The organism is Butyrivibrio fibrisolvens (genome assembly GCF_037113525.1).
In the GTDB taxonomy this organism is placed as follows: Bacteria; Bacillota; Clostridia; order Lachnospirales; family Lachnospiraceae; genus Butyrivibrio; species Butyrivibrio fibrisolvens.
Window position 1 is genome coordinate 1,050,519 of sequence record NZ_CP146963.1, and the last position, 26,344, is coordinate 1,076,862.

General features: G+C 39.2%; 18 protein-coding genes and 4 tRNA genes. 20 read left to right on the plus strand and 2 right to left on the minus strand.

From position 1 onward, the window contains the following. The first annotated feature begins 14 nt into the window (after window positions 1-14). From WAA20_RS04180 to WAA20_RS04195, 4 genes are all read left to right on the plus strand, one after another. Window positions 15-1,466 (plus strand): aminoacyl-histidine dipeptidase, encoded by a 1,452-nt coding sequence (locus tag WAA20_RS04180; protein ID WP_073386735.1) that lies wholly within the window; start codon window positions 15-17, stop codon window positions 1,464-1,466. A 199-nt stretch (window positions 1,467-1,665) separates the two neighbouring features. Further along, window positions 1,666-2,226, plus strand: coding sequence for a TetR/AcrR family transcriptional regulator (locus WAA20_RS04185; protein WP_073386736.1), 561 nt, complete (start codon window positions 1,666-1,668; stop codon window positions 2,224-2,226). 164 nt (window positions 2,227-2,390) lie between these two features. Then, the gene (locus WAA20_RS04190) at window positions 2,391-4,832 is read left to right on the plus strand and encodes an alpha-galactosidase (protein ID WP_073386738.1); all 2,442 of its coding nucleotides are present in this window, start codon (window positions 2,391-2,393) and stop codon (window positions 4,830-4,832) included. Window positions 4,833-4,951: 119 nt separating this feature from the next. Then, complete coding sequence (locus WAA20_RS04195) at window positions 4,952-5,299, plus strand: DUF1858 domain-containing protein (protein ID WP_242951163.1); 348 nt, start codon at window positions 4,952-4,954, stop codon at window positions 5,297-5,299. A gap of 108 nt (window positions 5,300-5,407) precedes the next feature. On the opposite strand, the gene WAA20_RS04200 is transcribed toward WAA20_RS04195, so the two are convergent. Then, complete coding sequence (locus WAA20_RS04200; protein WP_073386739.1) at window positions 5,408-8,134, minus strand: translation factor GTPase family protein; 2,727 nt, start codon at window positions 8,132-8,134, stop codon at window positions 5,408-5,410. Between the two features lie 151 nt (window positions 8,135-8,285). Further along, a tRNA-Pro gene (locus WAA20_RS04205) sits at window positions 8,286-8,359 on the minus strand. Window positions 8,360-8,509: 150 nt separating this feature from the next. Between WAA20_RS04205 and WAA20_RS04210 the strand changes: the two genes are divergently transcribed. The 16 genes from WAA20_RS04210 (at window position 8,510) to dnaG (ending at window position 26,162) form a co-directional block, all read left to right on the plus strand. Then, on the plus strand, window positions 8,510-9,313 hold the full coding sequence (locus WAA20_RS04210) for an adaptor protein MecA (protein WP_073386741.1): 804 nt from the start codon (window positions 8,510-8,512) through the stop codon (window positions 9,311-9,313). A gap of 4 nt (window positions 9,314-9,317) precedes the next feature. Beyond that, window positions 9,318-10,154, plus strand: coding sequence for an arginase family protein (locus WAA20_RS04215; protein ID WP_073386742.1), 837 nt, complete (start codon window positions 9,318-9,320; stop codon window positions 10,152-10,154). A gap of 137 nt (window positions 10,155-10,291) precedes the next feature. After that, a tRNA-Leu gene (locus WAA20_RS04220) sits at window positions 10,292-10,375 on the plus strand. 294 nt (window positions 10,376-10,669) lie between these two features. Continuing rightward, window positions 10,670-10,752, plus strand: a tRNA-Leu gene (locus WAA20_RS04225). A gap of 58 nt (window positions 10,753-10,810) precedes the next feature. After that, a tRNA-Leu gene (locus WAA20_RS04230) sits at window positions 10,811-10,894 on the plus strand. A gap of 480 nt (window positions 10,895-11,374) precedes the next feature. Then, on the plus strand, window positions 11,375-12,133 hold the full coding sequence (locus tag WAA20_RS04235; protein ID WP_073386744.1) for a hypothetical protein: 759 nt from the start codon (window positions 11,375-11,377) through the stop codon (window positions 12,131-12,133). A 39-nt stretch (window positions 12,134-12,172) separates the two neighbouring features. Continuing rightward, on the plus strand, window positions 12,173-12,784 hold the full coding sequence (gene lepB / locus WAA20_RS04240; protein ID WP_073386745.1) for a signal peptidase I: 612 nt from the start codon (window positions 12,173-12,175) through the stop codon (window positions 12,782-12,784). A 115-nt stretch (window positions 12,785-12,899) separates the two neighbouring features. Then, window positions 12,900-17,738, plus strand: coding sequence for a Cna B-type domain-containing protein (locus tag WAA20_RS04245; protein WP_073386747.1), 4,839 nt, complete (start codon window positions 12,900-12,902; stop codon window positions 17,736-17,738). 211 nt (window positions 17,739-17,949) lie between these two features. Further along, the gene (locus tag WAA20_RS04250) at window positions 17,950-19,512 is read left to right on the plus strand and encodes a SpaA isopeptide-forming pilin-related protein (RefSeq protein ID WP_073386748.1); all 1,563 of its coding nucleotides are present in this window, start codon (window positions 17,950-17,952) and stop codon (window positions 19,510-19,512) included. Between the two features lie 95 nt (window positions 19,513-19,607). Further along, window positions 19,608-20,438 carry a class C sortase gene (locus WAA20_RS04255; RefSeq protein ID WP_207649280.1) on the plus strand — a complete coding sequence of 277 codons (831 nt, stop codon included), beginning with the start codon at window positions 19,608-19,610 and terminating at the stop codon, window positions 20,436-20,438. Between the two features lie 13 nt (window positions 20,439-20,451). Continuing rightward, window positions 20,452-21,552 (plus strand): Cna B-type domain-containing protein, encoded by a 1,101-nt coding sequence (locus tag WAA20_RS04260; protein WP_073386750.1) that lies wholly within the window; start codon window positions 20,452-20,454, stop codon window positions 21,550-21,552. A 120-nt stretch (window positions 21,553-21,672) separates the two neighbouring features. After that, complete coding sequence (locus tag WAA20_RS04265; RefSeq protein ID WP_073386751.1) at window positions 21,673-22,287, plus strand: sortase; 615 nt, start codon at window positions 21,673-21,675, stop codon at window positions 22,285-22,287. Window positions 22,288-22,385: 98 nt separating this feature from the next. Next, a complete protein-coding gene (locus tag WAA20_RS04270) occupies window positions 22,386-22,931 on the plus strand; it encodes a DUF6465 family protein (RefSeq protein ID WP_073386753.1) in 546 nt (181 codons plus the stop codon). Between the two features lie 26 nt (window positions 22,932-22,957). Beyond that, window positions 22,958-23,311: a hypothetical protein gene (locus tag WAA20_RS04275; RefSeq protein ID WP_073386755.1), complete on the plus strand. Its 354-nt coding sequence runs from the start codon at window positions 22,958-22,960 to the stop codon at window positions 23,309-23,311. Between the two features lie 20 nt (window positions 23,312-23,331). After that, on the plus strand, window positions 23,332-24,339 hold the full coding sequence (locus WAA20_RS04280; protein ID WP_073386756.1) for a deoxyguanosinetriphosphate triphosphohydrolase: 1,008 nt from the start codon (window positions 23,332-23,334) through the stop codon (window positions 24,337-24,339). A gap of 38 nt (window positions 24,340-24,377) precedes the next feature. Next, window positions 24,378-26,162, plus strand: coding sequence for a DNA primase (gene dnaG / locus WAA20_RS04285; protein ID WP_073386758.1), 1,785 nt, complete (start codon window positions 24,378-24,380; stop codon window positions 26,160-26,162). Window positions 26,163-26,344 lie beyond the last annotated feature (182 nt).

The window sequence follows — 26,344 nt, forward strand, 5'->3', positions numbered from 1 at the left end:
AGGAGGATTTCAAAATGGGTGCTTTAGATAATTTAGAGCCAAAATCAGTATTTCATTTCTTTGAGGAGATATCACAGATTCCTCATGGATCAAATAACGTTCAGGCGATCAGTGACTATCTTGTAAAGTTTGCTAAGGATAGAAATCTTGAATATATACAGGATGAAGCTAGAAATGTGATCATCTTCGGTAACGCAACAAAGGGTTACGAGGATAAGGAGCCTGTCATCCTTCAGGGACATATGGATATGGTAGCTGTTCATGATGCAGACTATGATATCGATATGACAACTGAGCCTCTTAAGCTGGAGACAGATGGCAAGAAGATATGGGCTAAGGGAACATCTCTTGGTGGTGACGATGGTATTGCAGTTGCATACTGCCTTGCTCTTCTTGATTCTGATACTATTCCTCATCCCAGACTTGAAGTTGTTATCACAACTAATGAAGAGACTGGTATGGATGGAGCTTTTGCTATAGATCTTTCTCCTTTAAAGGGAAGAAAGCTTATTAATATCGACTCTGAGACAGAAGGAGTTCTTCTTACATCATGTGCCGGTGGCGCAAGATTTTATGCAAGACTTCCTATTACTAAAGTTCATAGAAGCGGCATAGCTTATGATATAGAGGTTTCTGGACTTCATGGAGGACATTCAGGTACAGAGATCATCAAAGAGTATGGAAATGCTAATGTTCTTCTTGGAAGAATACTTGCATATGTGTCAGAGCAGAACTGTGTTTCATGCCTTTCACTTGTAAGCATCGATGGCGGCGTAGCAGATAATGCTATTCCTGTTAATTCAAAAGCAACTGTAGTTGTTTCAGAAGAAGTCAGTGAAGAAGAGGTCTTAAGATCTGTATCTGAGATAGAAGGAGTTGTTAAGGGTGAACTTTCTGTCAAGGATCCGGGTGTTAAATTTACTGTAACTAAGAAAAATAAAGGAACCTTTGACTGCTTTGATGCTGAATCAATGAAGAAAGTATACAGACTTATAATGTCTCTTCCTAATGGTATTCAGGCTATGAGCGCTTCTGTTCCGGGACTTGTAGAGACTTCACTTAATCTGGGAGTAGTAGTTACAAAAGATACTACAGTAACTTTGGAATATGCTGTCAGAAGTAGTGTTGATAGTAGTAAAGATAACCTTCTTAAGAGACTTGAGTATATTACTGCAGAATTCGGAGCAAGATCTGAAATCACATCATCATATCCTGGATGGCCATTTAATCCGGATTCCAAGCTCCGTGAGCATATGGTGGAAGTTTTTGAAAAAATGTATGGACGTAAACCTCAGATTTCAGCCCTTCACGCAGGTGTTGAATGCGGACTATTTGGCAAGAAGCTTGAAGGCCTTGACTGCATCTCAATAGGACCTGATATGGAAGGCGTCCACACAACTGCAGAGAAGCTTTCTGTAGAATCTTCTGCAAGGACATTTGAATACCTTTGCGAAGTTCTGAAATAATACTAACTCATTATTTGTATGTACGAATATTAGTAGCCAAAATTTTATATATAATTTTGGCTACTTTTTTATATTCCATTTTAAGATAAGTGATGATAAAATGGAAACCAAGGAAAATGTAAGAGTTTCCAAAGGCTGCAAAGGCAGTTTTGATGCAACTAAGTGGAAACGAAAAAGAATAAAAATCGGAGATTGAGATATGGATGAAACACAGAAGAAGATACTGGAGACTGTAATTGTTGAATACAAGGCTAAAGGCCTTAAATTCACAATGGATGACATTGCAAAAGAATTACACATGAGTAAAAAGACGATCTATAAGATCTACCATGATAAGGAAGAGATGCTTGATAGCATGGTTGATTATGTCTTTAATTCCATAAAAGAGAGTGAACATGCAATTTTAAACGATTCAGGTCTTACAACTGCGCAGAAGGTTAGTAAGATTCTTATTGCTCTTCCTGACAGTTATCAGAATGTTGATTTTAGAATGATGTTCCAGCTTAAGGACAAGTATCCGACTGTTTATGCCAAGATCAATGAGAGACTTGAAAATGACTGGGAAGAGACTATTTCTCTTATAGAAAAAGGAATCGAAGAAGGTTGCATCAGACCAATATCCATACCGACTCTTAAGATTATATTTGAGGCAACTATAGAGAAATTCCTTAGTTCGGATGTTCTTATTAAGAACAACATGGAATATCAGAACGCTCTTGATAATATGATCGATATACTTATGAGCGGTCTTAATAAATAATAATTCTTATATATAAGTTCTTGGATCATTGATTCAAGAACTTATATATTCTAAAAGAATATATGTTCTAAAAGAATATATGTTCTAAAAGAATATATGTTCTAAAAACTAATATATTTTAAAGCTTATAATTTAAAAACTTATATCGTAAAGGATGACTAATTATGATCATTGAAAGAAACGGATGTTTTTTACTCCAAACTAAAGGCACATCTTATCTTTTTAATATTCTTCCATCAGGACACCCGGAGCACCTTCATTATGGAGCTTCTGTGATTTCAGATAAGCAGTATGAATCATTATTAAAGACTTCTACTTTTGGCGATGGCTCAGAAGGTGAAGAAGCTTCCGTGCTTCTTAAAAATATCTGCTATAGTTTAAGCGAAAAGCATCCTGCGGCTGGCGGAAATATGATCTCCTACAGCGATGAATATCCGAATATCGCGCTTGAGGATCTGCCTCTTGAAATAAGTTCTTTTGGCAAAGGAGATATTAGAGATCCCTTTGTCCTTATTACCCATGAAAATGGTTCAAAGACTTCTGATTTTGTATTTGAAAAAGCTTCTTTTAATAATGAGATCAAAGCACCGGAGTCACTTCCGGGATCATATGTGGATAAAGAAGATATAGCAGTTGGATCTTCTGTAGATCATGCAAGTCAGCTTGTAGTAACTTATAAAGATAAAGAGTACGGTACAAAGCTTGAAGTGATCTACAGCGTTTATCCGGAGTGCGATGTCATTACAAGAAGGGCTGTTGTTATTTCAGGGAATGAAAAGATTCATATAGACCGTATTATGAGTAACCAGATCGATTTCCATGAAAACGGTCTTGTATTTACATCTTTCCATGGAAGATGGGCTGATGAGATGCACAGAACAGACAGTGTATGCGATGGTGGAAGATGTGTGTCAGAGGAAATGGCAGCCGGAGAGTCCGGAAGCCGTTCTAATCCTTTTGTTATGATCTCTCGTAAGGATACTACTGAAGATAACGGTTATTGCTATGGATTTAACCTTATTTATAGTGGTAATCATTATGAAGCTCTTTCTTCAAATGGATATGATAAAAGCCGCTTTGTAAGCGGAATTTCTCCTGCGACATTTGGATGGTCTCTTGAAAAGGGAGAGAGATTTGAATCTCCTGAAAGCGTTATGACTTTTGATATGCATGGTGCAAATGGTATGAGCAGACATATGCACGATTTTGTCAGAAAGCATGTTGTAAGAGGAACCTGGAGAGATAAGAATCGTCCGATCCTAATTAATAGCTGGGAGGCTTCATACTTCAAATTTAATGAGTCAAGTCTTTTAAAGCTTGCTAAGGAAGCAGCAGGACTTGGCATAGAGCTTTTTGTCATGGACGATGGCTGGTTTGGAAAGCGTAACGATGATAAGAGCTCTCTTGGCGACTGGTATGTAAATAAGGATAAGCTTCCTAATGGATTGGAAGGACTTTCCAAGAAAATAGAGGATCTTGGCATGCTGTTTGGTATCTGGGTAGAGCCTGAGATGGTCAACGAAGATAGTGACCTTTACAGGGTACATCCTGACTGGGCTGTTCAGGTTCCGGGACATGCGCATTCCAAGGGCAGAAATCAGATGAACCTGGATTTTACAAGGACTGAAGTTCAGGACTATGTAATAGATGCTATGAAGAAGGTCTTTTCCTCAGGTAATATCTCTTATGTTAAGTGGGACATGAACCGTATTTTCTCTGATTATTATTCGGCTTCTCTTCCTGGAGACAGACAGGATGAGTTCATGCACCGTTATTATCTTGGGCTTTACCGCATAATGAAGGAACTGACCGAGGCCTTCCCTAACATTCTCTTTGAGGGATGCTCAGCCGGCGGTAACAGATTTGACCTTGGTATATTGTCATATTTCCCGCAGATCTGGGGCTCAGATGATACTGATGCGATATGCAGAGTTGGCATTCAAAGAGGCTATAGCTATGGATATCCTCAGTCAGCTATAGGCGCGCATGTATCAGCAGCACCTAATCATCAGACACTTAACACAGTGCCTCTTGAGACCAGATTTGATGTGGCTTCTTTTGGCTGTTTTGGTTATGAGCTTAATCTTTGCGATATTTCTTCTTCTGAGAGAAAAGAGATCAAGGACCAGATTGATTTTTATAAGAAATACAGGCATACACTTCAGTTTGGACACTATTACAGACTGGAAGACGGAAGATGCATGGCTGTATCAGATGATAGAAAGCAGGCTATTGGATTCATGCTTCAAAAAGAGAGCAGACCTAACAGGGATGTTGTGACATTCAGGACTAAAGGCCTAGATGATTCTAAGAGCTATCATTTTACAAACAAGTATGTAGATATAGATCTTAAGGCTATGGGAAGTCTTGTTAATATGTTTGCACCGGTACATATTAAGCAGGATGGCATTCTTCATAATATTGCCAATTCAGTGGTCAAAGTTCAGAATGAGAAAGAAGACATGATCGCTACAGGTGCTATCTTGAATAATACCGGAGTAAGGCTTCGTCCTAAGTTTGGCGGTATTGGATTTGACCAGGACGGAGATAAGATCGGTATACTCAGAACTGGCGACAGCAGGCTTTATGTGATTTCGGAAGTGTAACTGGTATATTTATAGAAAATTAATATGGAAGAGGCCTTTAATATACTTGCTTTATCATTTTTCATAATGTAGAATTCAACTTGACATGATAGTTATTGAATATACGGAGGCTTTATAATATGAGTTTAAGAGATATTTTATTTGGAAGTGAAGAGGAGCTTGCAAACGCTCCTGTTAATGAAGAAGCTGAAAAGGCTGGAGCAGAGGCTGCTGCTAAGGCTATGAGTGATGAAGCTCAGGAAGATAAAAAGGAAGGCGCAGACCTCATTACAACAGATATGCTTGTAGGCGAGATCATTGCAAAGCACCCTTCTACAGCATCATTCCTTATGGACTGCGGAATGGAATGTATTTTCTGTCCTGCATCTCAGATGGAGACTCTTGGCGAAGCTTGTGCAGTACACGGAATCGATGGAGATGAGATCTGCGCAGCTCTTAATGAGAAGCTTGAAGAGTACAAAGACTGATCATATAAAGTCGAATACATTACAAAATAAGAAATCCCCTATGAATATGTTTAGATATTATTCTGTAACAGATGTATCTAAATACAATTCATAGGGGATTTTTATTGGTTAATTTTGTAAGTCAGTATCTTTAATAACATAGTTATGAAGCTTGCTATCACTGACTTCAAGATGCTGTTCTCTTATCTGATTTTCTGTATTTCTTACTTCGTCCCAGAACTCTTTGGCGGGCATTCTGATACCGCCTGCTCCAAGGATGATAACCTGTTCGATTCCATCAGAAGTTGCAACTGTGACCTTGTAGTTTTTTGAAAGCTCATGTGATGTTCTTTCTATGTACTGGTCTGCGGTTTCAGCTTCTTTTGTATATATGACATCAAGGTTATGGTAACGAAGCACTTTTTCGGTGCCTCCATGAACCTTATAAGCGTCAAATACAAGTATCATGATCTCACGCCTGTACCCCTGGAAATTGGATACTATATCCATGAGCTTGTCTCTTGCTGCATTGATATCACGTTCTGCAAGAGCTTTTAGATCGCTGGATGCAAAGAGAACATTATAGCCATCGATAAGCAGATATTCTTTGTAACCTTCAGCTTTTCTTTGTGCTTTGGCATCTCTTTTTTCATCATACTTAGGATCGGATATTCCCTTTGGCTTATCTTCAGGAACTCCGTAGGTACGAGGTGAATCATCATTGTTATTATTACTTCTGTTTTTGATAGGACCGTAGGTCTTTTCAAAGATCGCCATCAGTTCATCCTGGCCTGCCCGGTAGTCTCTTTCTTTTTCGGAAAAAGATCTTGTGTCTGGTCCTGGATCAGAAGAAGTTCTGGCTTTGAAGGCTGTAAGAGAGTCCATGTCATATTCCATAGCGATATCGCTTGGAAGAGGCGTATCGTCGCCTTCTGGTCTCCAGCCTGTATCGATGTGCATATAGCTTCTGACTTCATTCCAGGGAATAACAGTGCCAACGCCGTGAGAACAGAACACGGATCCGCATGGGTTATGCGTATCAAGCTCAGGATCATACATACGCTCAGCTATTACTTCTTCGGAATTATGGCATGGAGCATAGCCTTTGAGAACACAGGAAATAGATCCTTCTCCGCTAGTGTAGCTTCTTACGTCTTCTGCATAGCTACCAAGGCATGCTGCGGGGATCGTGCCTCTAAGAACTGTTTTGCCATTTTCAATTTCAGGAGCGCTGACCGATGCGTTCATCTGTGACAGATCAGTCATGGCTCTTCCGACGTTATCCTGAGGAACTATCAGTTCATATCGGTACACTGGCTCAAGGAGTACAGAATCGGCCATCATAAGTCCCTGACGTACAGCTCTGTAGGTTGCTTTTCTAAAGTCGCCGCCCTCAGTGTGCTTTAAATGTGCTTTGCCTGATATGAGAGTAATCTTCATATCAGTTATCTCGGAACCTGTCAGAACGCCTTTGTGTTTCTTTTCTTCAAGGTGAGTCAGGACAAGGCGCTGCCAGTTCCTTGCCAGTATATCGGTAGGGCAGTTAGCTTCAAAGGTTAGACCTGTTCCAGGACCTGTGGGCTCCAGCATCAGGTGTACCTCGGCATAGTGGCGCAGAGGCTCGAAATGACCTACTCCTTCCACGGGAGCAGCAATAGTTTCTTTATAAATGATACGTCCGGGGCCGAAGTCTATGCTCATATTGAAACGCTCTAACATGAGCCTTTTAAGAATTTCCATCTGAACCTGACCCATGACACGTACATATATGTCATTAGTTTCTTCCACCCTTGAAACACTAAGCATAGGCTCTTCTTCCTGAAGGATAAGAAGGTTCTGCCATACCTTATAAGGATCCTCATCGTCAGGAAGCAGGATCCTGCAGTTTAGGATCGGCTCAAGAAGCTCTTCGTGGTTTGATGCTTCGAATCCAAGTCCGTCGCCGGCTCTTGTACCTGATAATCCTGCAATTGCGCAGATAGTACCTGCCTGAGCGGTTTGTACCTGCTCGAATTTACTTCCGGAGTAGAGCCTTATCTGGGATATTTTTTCCTCCCCGAAGGTATCTCGTATGGATAGACTGCCCCCTGTTATCTTGAGAAAAGAAAGTCTTGTTCCATCATCATCTCTTGATATCTTGTAGATCCTTGCTCCAAACTCCTCCGGATAAGTTCCTATAGGAGCATATTTACACAGGTTTTCAAGAAATTCATGAACTCCGTCTCCTTTTAAAGCGCTTCCGAAGTAACATGGAAAAAGGAGTCTTTTTGAAATAAGTGAAGTTATGTCTGCATCAGTTATTGGATTTCCGTTTAAATAGCTGTCTAAAAGATCGTCATCACATACCGCTATGCTTTCGCTTACAGATGGGTCAGATGCTCCGGATGTCATATTTACTATGGAACTTCCGAGCGTCTCACATAGATGTGCGGCAATCTGTTCCATATCGCTTCCCGGCTGGTCCATCTTGTTTACAAAGATAAAAGTTGGAACATTGTAGTGATCAAGAAGTGACCAAAGAGTTCTGACATGTGCATTAACACCGTCCAAAGCGCTGATAACGAGGATAGCAGCATCAAGAACCTGGAGAGTTCTCTCTGTTTCAGGAGAGAAGTCTACGTGCCCTGGCGTATCCATCAGTGTTATCTTGCGGCCGAAAGCTTCAAGCCTTGCCTGCTTTGAAAAAATAGTGATCCCGCGCTCTTTTTCAAGATCGAAGGTATCAAGAAATGCATCTCCATGGTCAACGCGGCCAATAGATCTAAGGGTTCCGGCCTCGAATAGAAGAGCTTCAGATAAAGTTGTCTTGCCGGCATCAACGTGGGCAAGTATTCCTATATTAAGTATGGTAGACATATGATCTCCCCGGTATTCTCATTGAACTGTCGTGATTTCACGTAATTAAAATGATAGCATAAGTGAGGAGTATATGCAGAGTTTTTAAATAAATCTAAATTCTAATTTTGGGCAATAAAAAAGGAATGTTGTAAACAACATCCCTTAATAGTCGGAGTGACAAGACTTGAACTTGCGACCTCTACTTCCCTAAAGTAGCGCGCTAGCCAACTGCGCTACACCCCGGCACAAGTGCTATTATATAACATGGTTTTTGGAATGGCAACACCCAATTTTGAAAAATTGAAAAATTATTTTATAAAAGTTTTAGCACTCTCGGGTGGACAGTGCTAATTTTTGATATATAATATACTTAATTGAGAGGAGTGAGACAGGATGGTAATTATAAAAATTAGTGAAAAAACTGTGCAGTGCAGTATTGCTGCTCAGGAACTTCATGAGATCGGACTTACACCTGAAGCTCTATTGCATGGAGAAGAGAAAAGCATTCCTTTCATCACGCAGCTCAATCAGGAAGTTGGGCAGCAGCTAGCATATGATCCTGAGAATGAAGTTATGATGATGAGCAGGAACATTATGGCAGATGGAAGTGTTCGTATATATGCGGTCAAGATGGATAATGATGATATTCAAAGTTCAGCAGACCGTCTTCGTGGTATTGCTCAGGGAATCCTGGATTATCTTACCCAGGATAAGATAGATGCTGTAAAAGCTGAAAAAGGCCAGGAGAAGAGTGAAGCTCTTAATAAACTGGTTGAAGGAATGAATAACATGGTTGGCCGTATGTACCTTGAAGAAAGCGAGGAGGGCCAGAAGCTCATCAGTGCTCTTGAGAACATACAGAAATTAAATGTTATTTCAAAGCCTGCGCTTGAATACCAGCGTTATATGGGCGTATTTGAGAATCTCGACAGTGTAATAAGATTTTCTAAGATTGCTTCAGCGATGCCTATAGTTGATTCCGGACTTTACAAATCAGATGAAAAGTATTATCTGATGATGGGCCTTCAGACTGATAGCGAAGCTGTTGTATATGAACTTCGTAAGGCAGGAATTGAATATGCCAAAGCTTTAAGCGTTAATTCTCCTGAAGAGCTTCATTTGATAGAGACTGCAGAATGCATCATTGCTAAGGATGCGATATCACATCTGTCACAGCTTGATGCTGAGGGTAAATGATACGATGAAGAGTTTATGTGATGTTACAGTCTTCAACTTCACAGGTGTATATGAAAGCGAGGATTTCTATAAAGATATAGATGATCCTCGCTTTATTGAATGCAGGAATATTCCTGGAACAGACTGTCTGTGTGATGAAGAGGGTGAAAAAGAGATAAGAAGACGAATGGAAGAAGCACATACGCCAATAAACGGCATTCATTTTATAGATAATGGCAATTATCATTACATGTCGTATGTTTTTACTTCTTATATTAAAGAGTTTTTTCATCTGATCTATTTTGATAATCACCCTGATCTTAAACCTTCAATGTTCGGAGATATTCTTTCCTGCGGAAGCTGGGTAAAAAAGGTACTGGATACTAACACACATGTCAGAAAAGTCATAGCTGCCGGAGTAAATGGAAAGCTGTTTGAAGAAATTGATGTAAACGATAGCAAGAAAGTGACACTGATGTCATTTTGCGATGAAGATGAAGCTGCTTTGGAAAAAGAAAATCTAACTGAAGAAAATGTACCTTTGCTAAATAATAGTTTAGCTAAAGAGAAAACTTTAGCTGATAAACTACTGGATGAATTATCTGATGATCTTCCTATATATATATCTATAGATAAAGATGTCCTTGCACCTGACCAGCTTATGACAAACTGGGATCAGGGTACTATGAAGTCTGAGACGTTAATTAGTATAGTAAAAAGACTACTTGAGTCAAAAAGAGTATTGGGTATAGATATTTGCGGCGAAGTAAGTCATGATACGGATTGTGACAGAGATAAAGAGATAAGCAGGAATAATAGCTTCAACAGAGAGCTTTTGAAGGGTATTATTGCCGATCAATAAAATGCAATAAGGGCAATACATGCACGGTAAAACGATTTATAAAAAAATATCGAAAAAAGTGTTGACATAATAAGACCAAAAGGATAAGATATAACAGTCGCGTGCAGCGAGCACGAGACGAAATCAAATATTGGTTTGCGGAAGTGTCGGAATTGGCAGACGAGCAAGACTAAGGATCTTGTGATGGTTACATCGTGAGGGTTCAAGTCCCTTCTTCCGCACGATAGAGGAATTGATTCAATGTGTCAATTCCTTTTTTGTTGCACAAGACCGGCAAGCGAATGGATGCTTGCATACAAATTCATTTGCCGGTTGTAAGAACATGGAGCACGAAGTGCGGAATGTTCGTGTGCGAAATCGAGTAGGAGTCAGCCTACTCGATTGCTCAATGGGAAGGTAGATAAAATTAGAAAATAAATTAAAAAAAGTGTTGACAGAATGAAGGCGAAAGGATAATATAATACATGTCGCGTGCAGAGAACGCGAGGGACTAAAGCGTAGAGCACACGCTTCATGCAGGAATGGCGGAATGGCAGACGCGCATGGTTCAGGTCCATGTGATAGCAATATCATGAGGGTTCAAGTCCCTTTTCCTGCACTGTCTTATAAATAAGTTTTCTTATTAGTAGGACGTACGACGAATAGCATATAGGTTTGCGGAAGTGTCGGAATTGGCAGACGAGCAAGACTAAGGATCTTGTGATGGTTACATCGTGAGGGTTCAAGTCCCTTCTTCCGCACTAAAGAGTATCGGTTTTCCGATGCTCTTTTTTGTTTTGTGCATATTTCTGCTTGCGAAAGTTTTTTACTTGAAGTTGGCTTTGTGAATATATCACAAAGGCTTTTGACTCTTTTTGAAAAACGAAGACGCGCTATTGATGCGGAAACTGAAAAAATGACCAATTTTCATTTCAAAAAATTGTCGTTTTATGATGATAATTATTATGGAAACTTTCCTGGCATGTGCTATAATCGAGAAGTAAGTGTAAGTGCACTTTTACGGCGTGTGATTGGGGTTAGCATAATTGTTCTAAAGTACATCAGGATCGGATACGCCGCCGACATCATTTGTTTTAACATCACAACATTTCCATAAAAAATAACGTAATTTCGTATTTTGTTTGTTTAAAATCCATATTGTTTTTAATTGACATTAACTATATTATGATATATCAGAGAAACAGTGTGAATATTCAAAAAGCAAAAGAAATGTGATAATTATGGCAGAATTAGATCTGAAAAAGCTTAACAGGGCCCAGCTTCTGGAAATGATGCTTAAGTTTTCGGAAGAAGCTGAAAATGCAATTGCTCATGAAAATGAGATGCAGGAACAGTTTAATAAGGAAAAAGAAATTATTTTACAGCAGGCTGCTGATGAGCGAGAAGAGCTGATGCATAAGTTTGATACAGAACGAAATGAAATGCGTCAGAAGTTTGCAGAGCAAAGAGCTGTGCAACAGGCTAAATTTGATAAGGATATCGAAGGACTTAAAGCTCGTCTTGAACGTGAAAAGACTACTATGAAGGATGAAGTCGATATAGCACTTCATAAGATCAGTAATTCCGGAAACATTGCAGATGCTGCAATAAGGCTTAGCGATGTAATGGAAGCTGCTCAGGAATCTGCAGATATGTATGTAGAACTTATCAAAAGACAGATCAATTCAGAGTATCAGGATCTTCAGAATGACATGAAGGCTGCCAAAAGCAGAATTGAACTTCAAGAGAAGAAATCTCTTGAGAAATGTAAAGCCATGGAAGAAGAAACAAAGCGCAAATGTGCTGAACTTCTTAAAAAGGCTGAGTATGTTTATAACCATCCTGAACTTATTGCTAGTGTAAAAACAGGTAGCACTAAAGAAACAGCTTCAAAGACTAATACAAATTCAAAGACAGCTACAAAAGCAAAAACGACCACAAAGGCTAAGATAACTACAAAGCCTAGGACAACCAGAACTAAGAAGACAGAAGATATGTAATGTTGATTGTTTTGATATATGCAGGGATGATTTATATCAGTGAAAAACAAAAAGCCTACTAAAGAAAAAGAAATAGAATTTGTAAAGCCAACTACGCAGCAGCTTCGTGAAGCATTAAAACGCGAGCAGCGTAAAGATGAATACAAGAAGACTTTTGGCAAGACCATAGGTATTCTTGTAGCAGTTGCAGCTTTTTCTGTCCTTATTTCAAGTTTTTTTATAAGAGTTTGTAAGATTTCCGGTGATTCGATGTATCCTACACTCGAAACCGGTCAGATAGTAATTGCAGTAAAAACAGATAAGTTTGAACCCGGGCAGCTGGTGGCCTTTTACTATAACAACAAAGTGTTGATCAAAAGAGTAATAGGATCTCCGGGAGACTGGATCAATATAGATGCGGAAGGCAATGTTACTGTAAACGGTGTGGTTTTGGATGAGCCATATCTTACAGAGAAAAGCCTCGAGCCAACTGATATAGAATTTCCATATCAGGTTCCGGAAAGTAGATATTTTGTGTTAGGGGATAACAGAAGTGTATCTATAGATAGTCGTAAAGACGAGGTGGGATGTATCTCTAAAGAACAGCTTATTGGCCATGTTCTATTCAGAATTTACCCATTTGATAATTTCGGAATAATAACTAATAACTGATCAGATTCAGCGATTAGTAGTAGGTGTATTTTTTGCGCTCAAAAATAACTTTTTGAGCCGGTTTGACGTCAAAGTCATAGTTTTATAGGGAAGTAAAATTAAGAGGAAAACAAGGATGCAAAAAAAAGGTGAAAATCGTGTAAGGGAGTATTTGAGCAAGAGAAAACGCTATCAAAGGTGGATTTCTGTTGTTGTTGTACTTGCAATACTCGTTGGTCTTACTACGATATACTCTTTGAATCAGGATGCTTCAGCTACAACCCAGGATGGTGCTGAAGAAGTGGGAATGGTACTTGAAAGCGAATCAGGTAGCCAGGAAAACGCTTCTGAGGGAGAAAATGGAGAAGCACAGGAAGCTGAAAACGATAGTTCCGAAGGATCTGCGCAGGAAGAGTCTTATAAAGAAGAGGATTATTCAGAAGAAGAATCTGATCTTGAGAACGCAGATGCTTCTGATAATTCATCATCGTTAGAATCTTCAGAAGAAGTTGAAGAGGTAGAAGACGAGGCTGCTAATGCGTCTACAGCTGCAACATCATCTGAAAACATCAAAGAAGATGATTATGTAGCAGTAAATATTTCAGTTTCTGTAGTTGATGAAGATGGAAATGTATTAGATCAGAAATATTCTGATATGGATATTGATGATATTTCATTTGATTCAAATGGGGAAGCCTTAATAGATTCTTCTTTATTTGGAAATCTTTCTATTAATAATAGTGATGGTAATAAAGTTTACTATGAATACGCATCTAATTCATTAAACGGAGAGTCAGTTAAAGCTATAAAGAAGGCAAAAGCAAAATCAGATTCTTCAGCTGCTGATTCAAGTTCAGAGACTTCTGATACAGAGCGTTATACCTATTATTACACTAAGGATGATAGCGACTGGATCAAGATCACATCAGATGCAAAGCTGGTTATTACTTATGTAGAAAAAGGCGTTGCAGTTGACGTGACAATGTCTGTAGTAGATGAGTTCGGTGAAGAGATTGATTCTTCTTATACAGATATGAAACTTGCATCATTTACAGATGATGTTCTTGTTCTTGATGATACAGATAACGCGCCTGTTTCCAAGGTTCGCAAGGTTATCAAAACATATAGCACATACAAGCAGTACAGTTCTGAATATGCGTATGTTCATGCGTCTATAGACGGAAATGTCATTAAGAATATTAAGAGAACAGCACTTAGTGATGATGGAGCATATTCTTATGCATATACAACAGACGGCGATACATATACAGATCTTACAGACGATACTGTTGTAGTACTCGAATATGTATCTAATGATTCAGATACCTACAAATTCACATATGATGACGACAATGTAATAGTTACTGCTGTTTTACAGAATTCAAATGCTATTCCTGAAAATGCAGAACTTAGAGCAACAAGAATTACTGAAGGAGATGCCTTTGATTCTTATATAGAAGCATTAAATAATGCAGAAGAAGCTGAGGCAGAAGAAGACAAAATCGAGCATACAGGTGAGAATACTCTTCTTTATGATATTGCTTTTATAGTTACAGAAAAAGATGACTCAGGAAAAGAAATAGAAGTTGAGTACGAACCTGCAGAAGGCTCAGTAAAGATCACTATCGAGTTTAAGAACAATCAGCTTTCAGAAATTGGAGTTTCATCAGTTGAGGATATCGAAGTATCCCACATGATTCTTTCAGATGAAGCAAAAGAAGCAGCAGCTACAACACTTGAAGCTTCTGAATCAGCAGAAGTAAATGACATTACTATAGAAGAAATAACAGCAGATTCAGTTGAAGCTGATGCACAGAGTGATGCTAATGAGATTGTTGAATTCGTAGCAGAAAGCTTTTCAGTATATGCAATCACAATAGGTTATTACGGTGCATATGCTAACGCTGTTGCAGTTTCTGATTATAACTACGAGAAGTCTTTAGGACAGGCATATGATTACGGCGTAGTCACAAATACATATACATGGTCTGGCGATACAGAATCCAATATAATGGCAGGCTATGTTGTTTCTTCAGAAGATATTGGAGCATCTGAAAACTATAGTAATGCCGGTGGAAATAATTATTTTGGCGACTTTAATACAAATGTAAAAAGCATAAATTTCCATCAGGCACCTGCTACTATCTATCTTGGAAATGGTGCTACTACGAAATATAACAACGGAAATCTTACGTTTACAAATGCAAACGGAACAAACGTTGTAAAGAATTCTAATATAAATGTTACATCTATTATTGATGGCATTGAAAAATATTATGAGCAGTATGAAGGACTGGGCAGTTCCTTTGAAGCAAGATATAGAGACCTTGGTGGTACAACTATTGATCTTAGAAATCTTCCGGATGGAACATATGTAGTTACTTATACCGGAGATAACATTCATATTGATGATGAGAATCTCAGTATTTATTTAAATGAAGGACAGCATCTGATCCTGAACTGTACATCATCAAATCTTAAGATTGGAACATACTATCTTAATGGACAGTGTTCTTCAACATATGTTGCAAATACTGATGCATCAAAGGACTGGCTTACAACAGCAGTTATCTTTAATGTAATTAATGCTAAGAATCTTGTTATATCTGATACATGCGGTACATTTATAGCTCCTAATTCAGATGTTTCAACAGGTGCAGTAAATGCCGGTGTTGTAGTTGCAAACAGCATCAAGTCTGGAAATGAATGGCATTATCATAATCATGATCTTCCATCTAATGACAAGCCACAGGGAGGAACACTTCGTATCCACAAGATGGTAGTCAATGATTTCGGATCTGATTTTGTAAGAGATAAGACAAAGACAGCCCTCCTGAAGCAGGTTACTTTCAGATTAACAAACCAGTCTGATAAAACTTATATAGTATTCACTGGATTTGTATCTGGTCAGACAGATGTTACATATGAAGCCGACGGCAGGACTATAAAAGGCAGAGCTGTTGAATATGACAGATATGGTAATCTGACAGGCAATAAATATGATGTTACTTATAACAACAGCGCTCAGTGGACTATCTCAGATATTCCTACAGGAACTTATGTTGTAGATGAAGTAGCAGATGGACTTACACTTGGATATAACGTAGTAGGTAACTACTATTACGCTATCACAGATTCAGGTCTTAGCCGTGTTACTAAGTATGCTGTAACTACAGATGCTAATACTGGTATGAATTACTACGGAACCGGTGGTGAGAATCTTAGAGAAGTATTCTCAATAGACGTAAGCGGCGGTAATCCTAATAATCTGTATAACGTAGGTCAGTCAGTTACAGTAACAGATGATTACTCACAGACCAAGACAGTTCAGGTTTGTAACTACTATTCAACTCCTGCAGCGCCTCTTGAGATAACAAAGAGCTTCTCCGGCGGAACATGGGAAGACGACATGGTTTTCTCATTCAAGCTCGAGGGTGTTAGTGCTACTAATACAGTTCTTTCAGATGGAACAGCAGTATCTTCTGTAGCAGTACCAATGCCTGATGCTTCTTCAGTAACAGGCGAAGGAGTTTCAGCAGTACTGAACGGTGATAACACATATGTTTTATCTATAAGAAACAGCGCAGCTACAAAGAATGAAGACGGATCTTATACAGCTAAAGCTTCATTTGGAAATATCAGCTATGTATATGAAGGAACTTATACATACAAGATCACAGAGGTTCAGTCAGGTGCGAACGGAGTAATCTACGATACAAATGTTTACTATGCAACAGTAGTTGTATCCAAGCAGTATACAACGTTCTCAAAGGAGTATTCTACTTGGGTTAACTATCCTGATGGAGCAAATATTGGCGCCTTTAGTAGTAACGACAAAGATAATAAATCAATCACTAAGACAGAAGACTTCTTCTACCTGGGAGCTGATGTTGCATATACATCAGAATCAGGAGAAGTAGTTGCCAAGTGTTCTGTAAGACTTAATTCAGGACTTAATACAGCAAATCCTGTATCTAATCCTTACATTATTACTTACGAGTCATCGTATAACCAGAATGGAATCGTATTCGTAAATGGATACGCTGCTATCAAGGTTGTAAAGACTGCAGGAATAGAAGGAACTATTGCAAGTGGAACAGAGTTCTCATTCCGCGTATATGACTCCGAAGGAAGAGCATTAAAGGTATACGGTTATTCTGTTGATGCAAACGGAAATGTAACAAAGTATACAGCTACTAAAGATCGTAACATTGTACAGGTAGGCGGTTATGTAGTAATTACAGCTTATAAGTCAGGCGAAGACGGAAATGGAAATGAGATAATCTCAAGTCTTGTTCCAGGAGCTTCTTATAAGATTGTCGAGCTTAATTCCAATGAAGGAGATAAGATCGATGGTGCGCCTGAAGGCTACAGCGTAAGCTATTTTGTAACAGCCGAAGGAAACGATACAGCGGTTGAAGGTAATACAGTAGTACTTGGAAGCGGTCTTACTACAGTTAATATCGTTAACTCAAGACTGGCAAAACTTACAGTTCAGAAGACATGGCTTGATTCTTCTGGTGCAGATGATTCTGCAAACCATACTTACCTTGATCTGAATCTGTACAGAAAAACTCAGGAAGAGACTGAATGGACTCTGGTTCAGACAGTTCAGCTTACAAGTACAAACGGCTGGGTTTATACATTTACTGATCTTGCTCCATTTGATGCAAGCGGAAATGTTTATCAGTATAGAATTGCTGAGGATGACAGTTATTATTCCTTATATAGCGTCACATATACATATGTTGATGCAAATGGGAATACAACCACAGCTCAGGCAAATCCTGATTATACGATGACTCTTGGAGATACATATGATTACGGTAATATCACAATTACCAATATGTCACTTGTGAATAATATCCTTCCTTCAACAGGAGGCATCGGAACCACAATATTCCGAGTTATTGGCGGAATTTTGGTTCTTGCAGCAATTGCATTCTTCATTATGAAGAGAAGCAAAAAATCATGACTCAAATTTAAAAATACAAAATGTTATAAAAATATGAGTATTTGTACGATGGGTCAAATGATACACTATGGCATATTATCGTGTTTAAGTTCACGATTTATGAAATAAGCAAAAAGAAAAACAGCTAAAAACATCATTAAACACATTTATCTGACACCGGGTTAAGTCTTACTTTAGAGAAGGCCAGGGGAACAGGGAAAAGGAGAAAGAAATGAAGAAATTCAAGGCACTATTAACAGGAATTCTGACAGCTACACTTCTTAGTGTAACAGCTACAGGTTCTATGACAGCAAATGCTGAAGGCGCAAAGGGAAGCATTACAATAACAGGAACAACTGCAGGCGAAACATATACTGCATATGAAGTACTTGAGTACACAGCTGTTGATGAATCACTTAATGCTGATGGCCAGTTCGCAGATACTCAGGGTACATATAAAGTTACAACAGAATGGGTTGAGTTTTTTACAAGTGATGAGTATAACCTTAGCTCTTTTATCACAAAGTATGATAATGATTACTATGTAACAGGCGTTAACGAGTCAAATGCAACAGCACTTAAATTTGCTATCCAGACAGGAAGCATTAAGTACATTGCTTCACACCAGAACTTAACTGTTGCAAAAACAGTAACTGCAAAAGAAGGTACTACAACAATTACAGATCTTCCTTATGGTTACTATGTAATTGATTCTTCTCTTGGTGCTATCAACAGTACAGGTCTTACATCACCTTCTGTTTCAGTTGCAGAGAAGAACTCTACAACACCTGCTCCAGAGAAGAAGGTTCAGGAGAACTCAAAAGCTTCAGAGACTTTCAGCATTGACGAAAGCAATGGATGGGGCGAGTGGAATGATGGTCAGATTGGTGACACAGTAACATTCAAGACAAAGGTTACAATTCTTCCAAAGACAACAAACGTAGTACTTCACGATACTATGGATGCATCTCTTAAATACAATGCTGATGTAGTAGTTTACTATGCAGAAGATGCTGCAGGTAACAATGTTACAGATGCAGTTAAGAACATCGCAGTTTGTGCACCAGAAGGAAATGGATTCACAGTTTCTTTCGATGCAAAGTATACAGAAGCTCTTACAGATAATGTTTATGTAACAGTTGTTTATACAGCTAATATCACAGAAGATGCAGGAGTTAATGTTGGTCATATGAATGAGACATATGTTTCATTTGGTAACGGTGGTAAGACTAGCTACAGCCGCACATACACATATACATATGACCTTAACATCGTTAAGCAGGATGGCAATGGCCAGGCTCTTAATGATACACACTTCAGCCTTCTTGCAGGCGACCATGAGACAGTACTTAAGGTTGTTAAGAATTCTGAGGGCGTTTACACTTTAGCTGCTGATCAGAATGCCGATAATGTTACTGAGGATATTGTTACTTCTGAAGAAGGAAGAATCCAGATCAAAGGTCTTGACACAGGTGTTTACTACCTTCGTGAGACACAGGCTAAGGCTGGATACAACATGCTTACAGATGATATCAAGATCTTTATCGCTGGAACAGTAACAGATGAAACAAGCCACGCAGCTATTGGAACTCTCACAGCTACATACGGCGAAGATGATGCTGCTGTGATCGGTAAAGTTTCTGTAAATAATAACGTTCTTTATGTAATAAACACAACAGGCGCATACCTTCCTTCAACAGGTGGTGTTGGTACAACAATGTTCTACCTTGTTGGTGGAGTACTTATCCTTTCAGCAGTAGCTGCATTCATCGTAAAGAGAAAGACAGCTGCATAATTTAAGCAGTTTTGTGATTTGATTCAAACGGATTATATCCGTTATCTCCACTGCCTGTCACAGGGTGGTGGAGAACTAGGCAAAAGAGGTAGCGAATGATAAATAATATAAAAAAACATTTTTCTACAGTTTTTTTCGCTGCAGTTCTTATTGTCGGATTATGTATTTTTTTATATCCATCAGTTAGTAATTACATCAATGGCTTGCAGCAGTCCAAAGCTATAGCAGATTATAATGTGGCATTGGAAAGCCTGACACCTGAAGATTACTCAGCTTTCTGGGACACAGCGATAGCTTACAACGAAAAGATAGCATCAGGTGTAATGGATTTTAATCTTACTGATGAAGAAATGAAGGAATACAATAGTATTTTAGATCCTACAGGAACAGGTATTATTGGTTATCTTGAAATAGAAAACATCGGAGTATATCTTCCAATTTACCATGGTGTTGAAGAAACAGTCCTTTCAGTTGGTATAGGACATCTTCCGGGAACATCTTTTCCTACAGGAACGCTGTCAACTCATACGGTTCTTTCAGGGCACAGAGGTTTGCCATCTTCTGAGCTTTTGACCAACCTTGATCAGATGATAGAAGGAGACACATTCCTTTTACATATCATGGATCAGGTATTTGCGTATGAAGTTGATTCAATAAATATAGTCCTTCCAAACGAGACAGAGGGTCTGTATGTATATGACGGAGAGGATTATGTGACACTTGTTACATGTACACCTTACGGAGTTAATACACATCGTCTTCTTGTAAGGGGAAAAAGAGTTGAATATGACGAAGAGGCAAGACTCATAATTACGGCTGATGCTACACCATACAGTACACTTACTGTTTCGGTATTTATAGCTGTACCGATTCTTGTGATCATATTTATTATATTTATGATAAGGACATCAAAAAGGTTTAAGTGATTTGAGGGATTATATGGAAAAGAAGTACAAAGTTATCAAAAGAATAATCAGGTCAATAATGGCATTGTTCATTATAATGGCTATATTCGCTGATAAGACCAGTATCTCAGAAGCCAGAAACAGGATCGATCTTTCCAAAAAAGGTACACTGAGATTATCTTACAGATGCGATGTAACAGAAGATAATGTTAATAATCCTACACCTATAAAAGGGGTTAACATTCATCTCTATCGCATAGCTTCAGTTAACGAGGTGGGGGAATTTGAGTGGCTGATGCCTTATGCTGAGATTGCTGAAGTTAAAGCGACTGATATAAACAGCATCTCATCTGCAGATACATGGAATAGTCTTGTTAATCCGGTTAAGACATACATATATACAAATGGCACCAAAGAAGATGCTAATGGATCATCAGATTCTGAAGGTATTGCAGCTATCAGTAATCTGGAACTTGGAATTTATCTGGTAATAAGTGATACTCTTGAAGATAGTTCCAATGATTGTACTTACACATTCACACCATTTTTTACATCAATACCTACGATCGATCCTGAGACAGATACATGGGTATATGACAATGGAGAAGAATATGTAGTTGATGTAACTGCAAAGTGTGAATATTACTTCAATCCTCGTATGGTTGAGTACAATCTCTACAAGAACTGGATAGATAATGACATGGAACGTCCATCATCTATCGAAGTTAAGATATATCTGGATGGAGAGCTGTATGAGACAGTTATACTTTCAGCATCCAATAACTGGCATTATTCATGGTCATATAGAGAGGGACATAGCTGGACTGTATCCGAGACAGTACCATCAGGATACTCAGTGACCTATAGCATAAGCGGCAATGTATATACTATGACTAATACAGGCAATGAGACACCACCTCCGGAAACACCGGAAGAGCCTACTACACCTGATAATCCTGTTGAAGAGGTACTTGGTGCAGTAAGACTTGCCATTACAGAAGATGATACGCCTGAGGTTTTGGGAGCAACAAGACTTCCTCAGACAGGTCAGCTTTGGTGGCCGGTATTTGTACTGGCTTTAATCGGAATCGGATTCTTTGCTGCAGGATTTATTAGTGACAGAAAAAAAGCCTAAGACATACATAAATACTTAAAAAACATTTACAATATATAGCGGGAAGGAGCGGGGATGCTTTCTTCTCGCTTGTTTTTATCTGGAGACCTTTTTGTTTTGCTTAGTTAATGAGGTTTTGTTATGAAGATTACAAAGGGAAAAGTGATGAAGGTAATTGGCCTTGTATGTATCATTGGTGCAATGGCCTTTGTGGTAAGAAACTACATAGAGAACAGTGAAGCAGGAAAGCTTGCTGATTCATATATGTCTTCAATCAAGGATCAGATTCCTGATTATGAAGACAAGATAGAAGTTCCAAGTGAAGGCGAAATGCCTGCTATAGACGTGGACGGTCAAAGCTTTATCGCAGTAGTTTCCATTCCGTCACTGGACCTTGAACTTCCTGTGCAAAGGGACTGGTCGTCTCTTAATGCCAAGATATCCCCATGCCGTTATAAAGGTTCGGTATATGAAAACAACCTTATAATTGCAGGCCACAACTATGACAGACATTTTGGAAGACTCAAGAATCTTGTAAGCGGCGATACCATAATAGTTACTGATGTTAACGGCCTTAGCTTTTATTATACGGTTACTAATACTCAGATACTTGATACATATGACGTTGAAGCTATGGACGAAGGAGACTGGGACCTTACTGTGTTTACCTGTACCATAGGCGGAGCAAGCCGCGTTACGGTTAGATGTGAATTTACAGGACAGGTAGTTCAGTCAGACAAAAACGTCTTTGAATAAAGTAAAAAACTAGTCATAGTGTTTGACATTATGTGGTATACTTAATCTGTTGCAGTATGTTTTATAAGGGCGGAATTTTGTTTAAAAGGAGCGAGATTATGGCAGAGAATAAGACAGGCGACAAGATTAAGAAGATAAAAGACTCCTTGACCGAAGTGGCTCAGGACTTGTCTGAACAGGCTAAACCTGTGATAAATGACATTAAGGATGCTACCAAGCCGGTGATTGAAAATGCACGTAAAAGTGCAGAGCCTTATGTAGAGAATATCAAATCTAAAGCACAGCCATTCATAGACGATACAATGAAGAAAGCTGATCCCTACATCAAGAAGGCTAAAAAGGCAGCAGAGCCAGCCGCTAAAGGCATTAAAGAAGGTTCTGAAAAGGCCAGAAAAGCTGCAAAATTCGTTAGCGATGATATAACTCGTCAGGTCATGAAAAAGAATGAAAAAGACGAAGTTTATATTCAGTACAAAAATATAGAAGTCCGTACAACAGATCTTCTTGAAAAAGCAAGAGAACATTATGTTGCAAGCGGACATAAATTGACCGATATACAGGAAGTACAGGTTTATGTTAAACCTGAAGACAATAAGGTGTACTACGTTGTCAACCATAAGGATATCGGTAAATTCGATCTGTAAAAAAGACATCTAAGGATAAACGGATAATGGATGACAATATTCAGGATGTAAGACCAATACAAAAGCACACCTTTTTCAACTTCAATCACTATAATTACGGTGAAGCCTTTTTTGGAAGCTATAAAGGAATGAGATATAGACTGGCAAGAGACCCTCTTGCTAATGTTATCTTTATTCCGGTGGATCAAAGAGGCGAAGCAAAGCTTGTGGCTACTGTTTGGCCTGAACCATACGCATACGGTCAGACAGATCCATCCAAAATGACATCATGTGAGTTCGAATTCAGTGAAGATGGATTTGATCAGGCAGTTTCATGGTTTAATGATCAGTATGAACAGCGTATTGATGAGTGGAACTCAGATCATAGCGTTTTGGACTGATTCCACAGAATGGAGTTTATTTGAAAATACGTGAAAACCTTGAAAAGCGGGAAGAGCAGACTTTAAGTTCTTATGCAGTCCTTAGCAGCAGATCAAAAGGACGTGAAAGAGAAGAAGAGTTATGTGATATCAGACCGTGCTTTCAAAGAGACAGAGACAGGATCCTTTATTCAAAGTCTTTTAGAAGATTAAAGGATAAGACACAGGTCTTCCTTACTCCTGACGGCGATCATTACAGAACCAGGATGACCCATACTCTGGAAGTTGCGCAGAATGCGCGTACACTTGCAAGAGCACTTAGATTAAATGAAGATTTATGCGAAGCCATAGCGCTTGGTCATGATCTTGGACATACTCCGTTTGGCCATGCCGGCGAGAGAGCCTTAAATGCTGTGAGCCCTTATGGATTCAGGCACAATGAGCAGAGCCTTAGACTTGTTACCATGCTTGAAAAAGAAGGTAAAGGTCTCAATCTGACATGGGAAGTCAGAGATGGAATCATAAATCACGAAATGGAGCTTACACCTGCCACTTTGGAAGGCAGAGTAGTAAGACTTTCCGATAAGATCGCCTATATTCATCACGATATGGATGATGCTATAAGAGGCGGCATACTTAGTCCTGACGACGTACCTGAAGAAATAAGTAAGATCGTAGGCAAGACTAATGGAGAATGGCTGGATACCTTTATCCATGACATTGTTGAAAACAGCACTGATAAAGATGACATCAGAATGTCAGATGATGTCTACAATGCAATGCTGGAACTTCGTAAGTTCATGTTTGCAAGAGTCTATACCAATCCCGTTGCCAAAGGGGAAGAGGGCAAGGCGGTTGATCTTGTAAAAACATTATATGACTATTATCTGCACCACGAAGACAGATTCCCAGGGTATTTGAAGAACCTTCTGGAACAGGGAGAGCCTATCGAAAAGGTTACCTGTGATTATGTCAGCTCAATGACTGATCGTTTTGCCATTGCGCGTTATGAAGAATTGTTCATTCCAAAATCGTGGTCAGTATATTAGTTTTTTTGTCCCCAATGGTCTAGACATGAGGTAAGAGGATGCAGTTCACACCCGAGTTGATTGAAGAAATCCGCTCACGTAATGATATAGTTGATGTGATAGGGCAATATGTCCATCTGGAAAAAAAGGGATCTAACTACATGGGACTATGTCCTTTTCATAATGAGAAATCACCTTCTTTTTCAGTATCACAAAGTAAGCAGATGTATCATTGCTTTGGCTGTGGCGTAGGAGGAGATGTATTCAGCTTCCTGCAAAGGTATAATAGTCTCACGTTTCCTGAAGCAGTCAAAGAGCTTGCAGATAGGGCCGGAATAGCACTATCGGCAGCAGATGATACGGAAGAAGCCAGAAAAGAACGCTCAAAAAGACAGCTGATCTATGATGCAAATAAAGAAGCTGCAAAGTTCTATTTTTATGAGCTTCGTGGTCAGGGCGGAAAGGCCGGCTCTGATTATTTTCAAGGCCGCATGTTAAGCAGTGAGACGATGCAGAAATTTGGCCTTGGATATGCTCCTGTCGGATCTAATATGCTTGTCAATCACCTTCGCAAAAAAGGCTATTCTGATGAGATCATGATCCTTGCAGGACTTGCTGCACATGATGAAAAAAGAGGCACACATGACATTTTCTGGAACAGAGTCATGTTTCCGATATTCGATATAAATAACAGGGTAATAGGTTTTGGGGGAAGAGTACTTGGAGATGCCAAACCCAAATATGTAAATACCAACGATACGCCTATTTTCAACAAAAGAAGAAATCTTTACGGTTTGTCTTTTGCCAAGAATTCGAAAGCCGGGCGTTTCATTTTGTGCGAAGGCTACATGGATGTAATAGCCATGCATCAGGCAGGCTTTACTGAGGCGGTTGCTTCCCTTGGAACCGCTTTTACAGCAGAGCAGGCCCAGCTTATTAAAAGATATACTCCTGAAGTTATCCTTTCATATGATAGCGATGGACCGGGAGTCAAAGCAGAGCTTCGTGCGATACAGATCCTTAAAGAAGCCGGACTTCGCGGCAAAGCTCTTAATCTTGAACCTTATAAAGATCCAGACGAATTCATCAAAAACGAAGGCAGGGATGCTTTTGAAAGAAGACTTCGTGATGCCGAGAATACCTTCTTTTTCGAGATAAGGATAATGGAACGGGATTTTGATATGACCGATCCTGCCGGTAAAACAGCTTACTACAGAGCCGTTGCAAGAAGGCTTTGTGAATTCCAGGAAAGTCTTGAAAGAGAAAATTATATACAGGCAACAGCTGCCAAACTTGCTATACCGGTCAATGATTTAAAGAACCTTGTAGTATCTGTAGCTTCAGAGGGTATAGGCAGGACGCAGCCAAAACAAGATATTAAGGTGAATCAGAATCAAAAAAAGAGGGATCCGATGGAGAATGTCCTAAAGCCTCAACGAGTGTTGCTCACATGGATTGCTGATGAACCTGATATATATAAAATAGTAAAAAAATATATTAGCCCTGACGATTTTACTGATGAACTATACCGTAAAGTCGCTCAGAAAATGTATGAAGGTCTTGATGCCGGCAGATTTCTTGCTGCGACAATCATCTCTCTTTTTCCAGATGATGAAGAGCAGCAGTCCAAGGTATCCGAGATTTTCAACACCAATCTGGTTCGAATAGAAACCAGGGAGGAAAAAGAGAAAGCTCTGCACGATATCATTTATGATATCCGCAGGATGTCTTATGAAAAGCAGAAAAGTGAGATACAGCTGGGAGATGCAAACGCGCTCAAAACAATCGTAGACAGCAAAAAGAAGCTGGAAGAACTGGCGCATAGTCGCATTGAACTTGACTGAAGATCGCACGATACGGATTTTTCAATAGGTGCATATTTGCCCCAAGGGAGGAAACAATGAGTACCAGCAAGAAGACGCAGAGTGATGACAAAAAGGAAGCTAAGAGTAAGACCTTGGCTGAAAAATCAAAGGCAGTATCAAAATCAGTATCAAAGACAGAAAAAGCTAAGACAGAAAAAACT

Bases quoted from the DNA above. Each gene is read 5' to 3' on its own strand.
- WAA20_RS04190 (WP_073386738.1), top strand. From the start codon at position 2,391: ATGATCATTGAAAGAAACGGATGTTTTTTACTCCAAACTAAAGGCACA.
- WAA20_RS04250 (WP_073386748.1), top strand. From the start codon at position 17,950: ATGAAGAAATTCAAGGCACTATTAACAGGAATTCTGACAGCTACACTT.
- WAA20_RS04245 (WP_073386747.1), top strand. From the start codon at position 12,900: ATGCAAAAAAAAGGTGAAAATCGTGTAAGGGAGTATTTGAGCAAGAGA.
- WAA20_RS04235 (WP_073386744.1), top strand. From the start codon at position 11,375: ATGGCAGAATTAGATCTGAAAAAGCTTAACAGGGCCCAGCTTCTGGAA.
- WAA20_RS04260 (WP_073386750.1), top strand. From the start codon at position 20,452: ATGGAAAAGAAGTACAAAGTTATCAAAAGAATAATCAGGTCAATAATG.
- WAA20_RS04275 (WP_073386755.1), top strand. From the start codon at position 22,958: ATGGATGACAATATTCAGGATGTAAGACCAATACAAAAGCACACCTTT.
- WAA20_RS04195 (WP_242951163.1), top strand. From the start codon at position 4,952: ATGAGTTTAAGAGATATTTTATTTGGAAGTGAAGAGGAGCTTGCAAAC.
- WAA20_RS04255 (WP_207649280.1), top strand. From the start codon at position 19,608: ATGATAAATAATATAAAAAAACATTTTTCTACAGTTTTTTTCGCTGCA.
- WAA20_RS04210 (WP_073386741.1), top strand. From the start codon at position 8,510: ATGGTAATTATAAAAATTAGTGAAAAAACTGTGCAGTGCAGTATTGCT.
- WAA20_RS04180 (WP_073386735.1), top strand. From the start codon at position 15: ATGGGTGCTTTAGATAATTTAGAGCCAAAATCAGTATTTCATTTCTTT.
- dnaG (WP_073386758.1), top strand. From the start codon at position 24,378: ATGCAGTTCACACCCGAGTTGATTGAAGAAATCCGCTCACGTAATGAT.
- WAA20_RS04185 (WP_073386736.1), top strand. From the start codon at position 1,666: ATGGATGAAACACAGAAGAAGATACTGGAGACTGTAATTGTTGAATAC.
- WAA20_RS04270 (WP_073386753.1), top strand. From the start codon at position 22,386: ATGGCAGAGAATAAGACAGGCGACAAGATTAAGAAGATAAAAGACTCC.
- WAA20_RS04215 (WP_073386742.1), top strand. From the start codon at position 9,318: ATGAAGAGTTTATGTGATGTTACAGTCTTCAACTTCACAGGTGTATAT.
- WAA20_RS04200 (WP_073386739.1), bottom strand. From the start codon at position 8,134: ATGTCTACCATACTTAATATAGGAATACTTGCCCACGTTGATGCCGGC.
- WAA20_RS04265 (WP_073386751.1), top strand. From the start codon at position 21,673: ATGAAGATTACAAAGGGAAAAGTGATGAAGGTAATTGGCCTTGTATGT.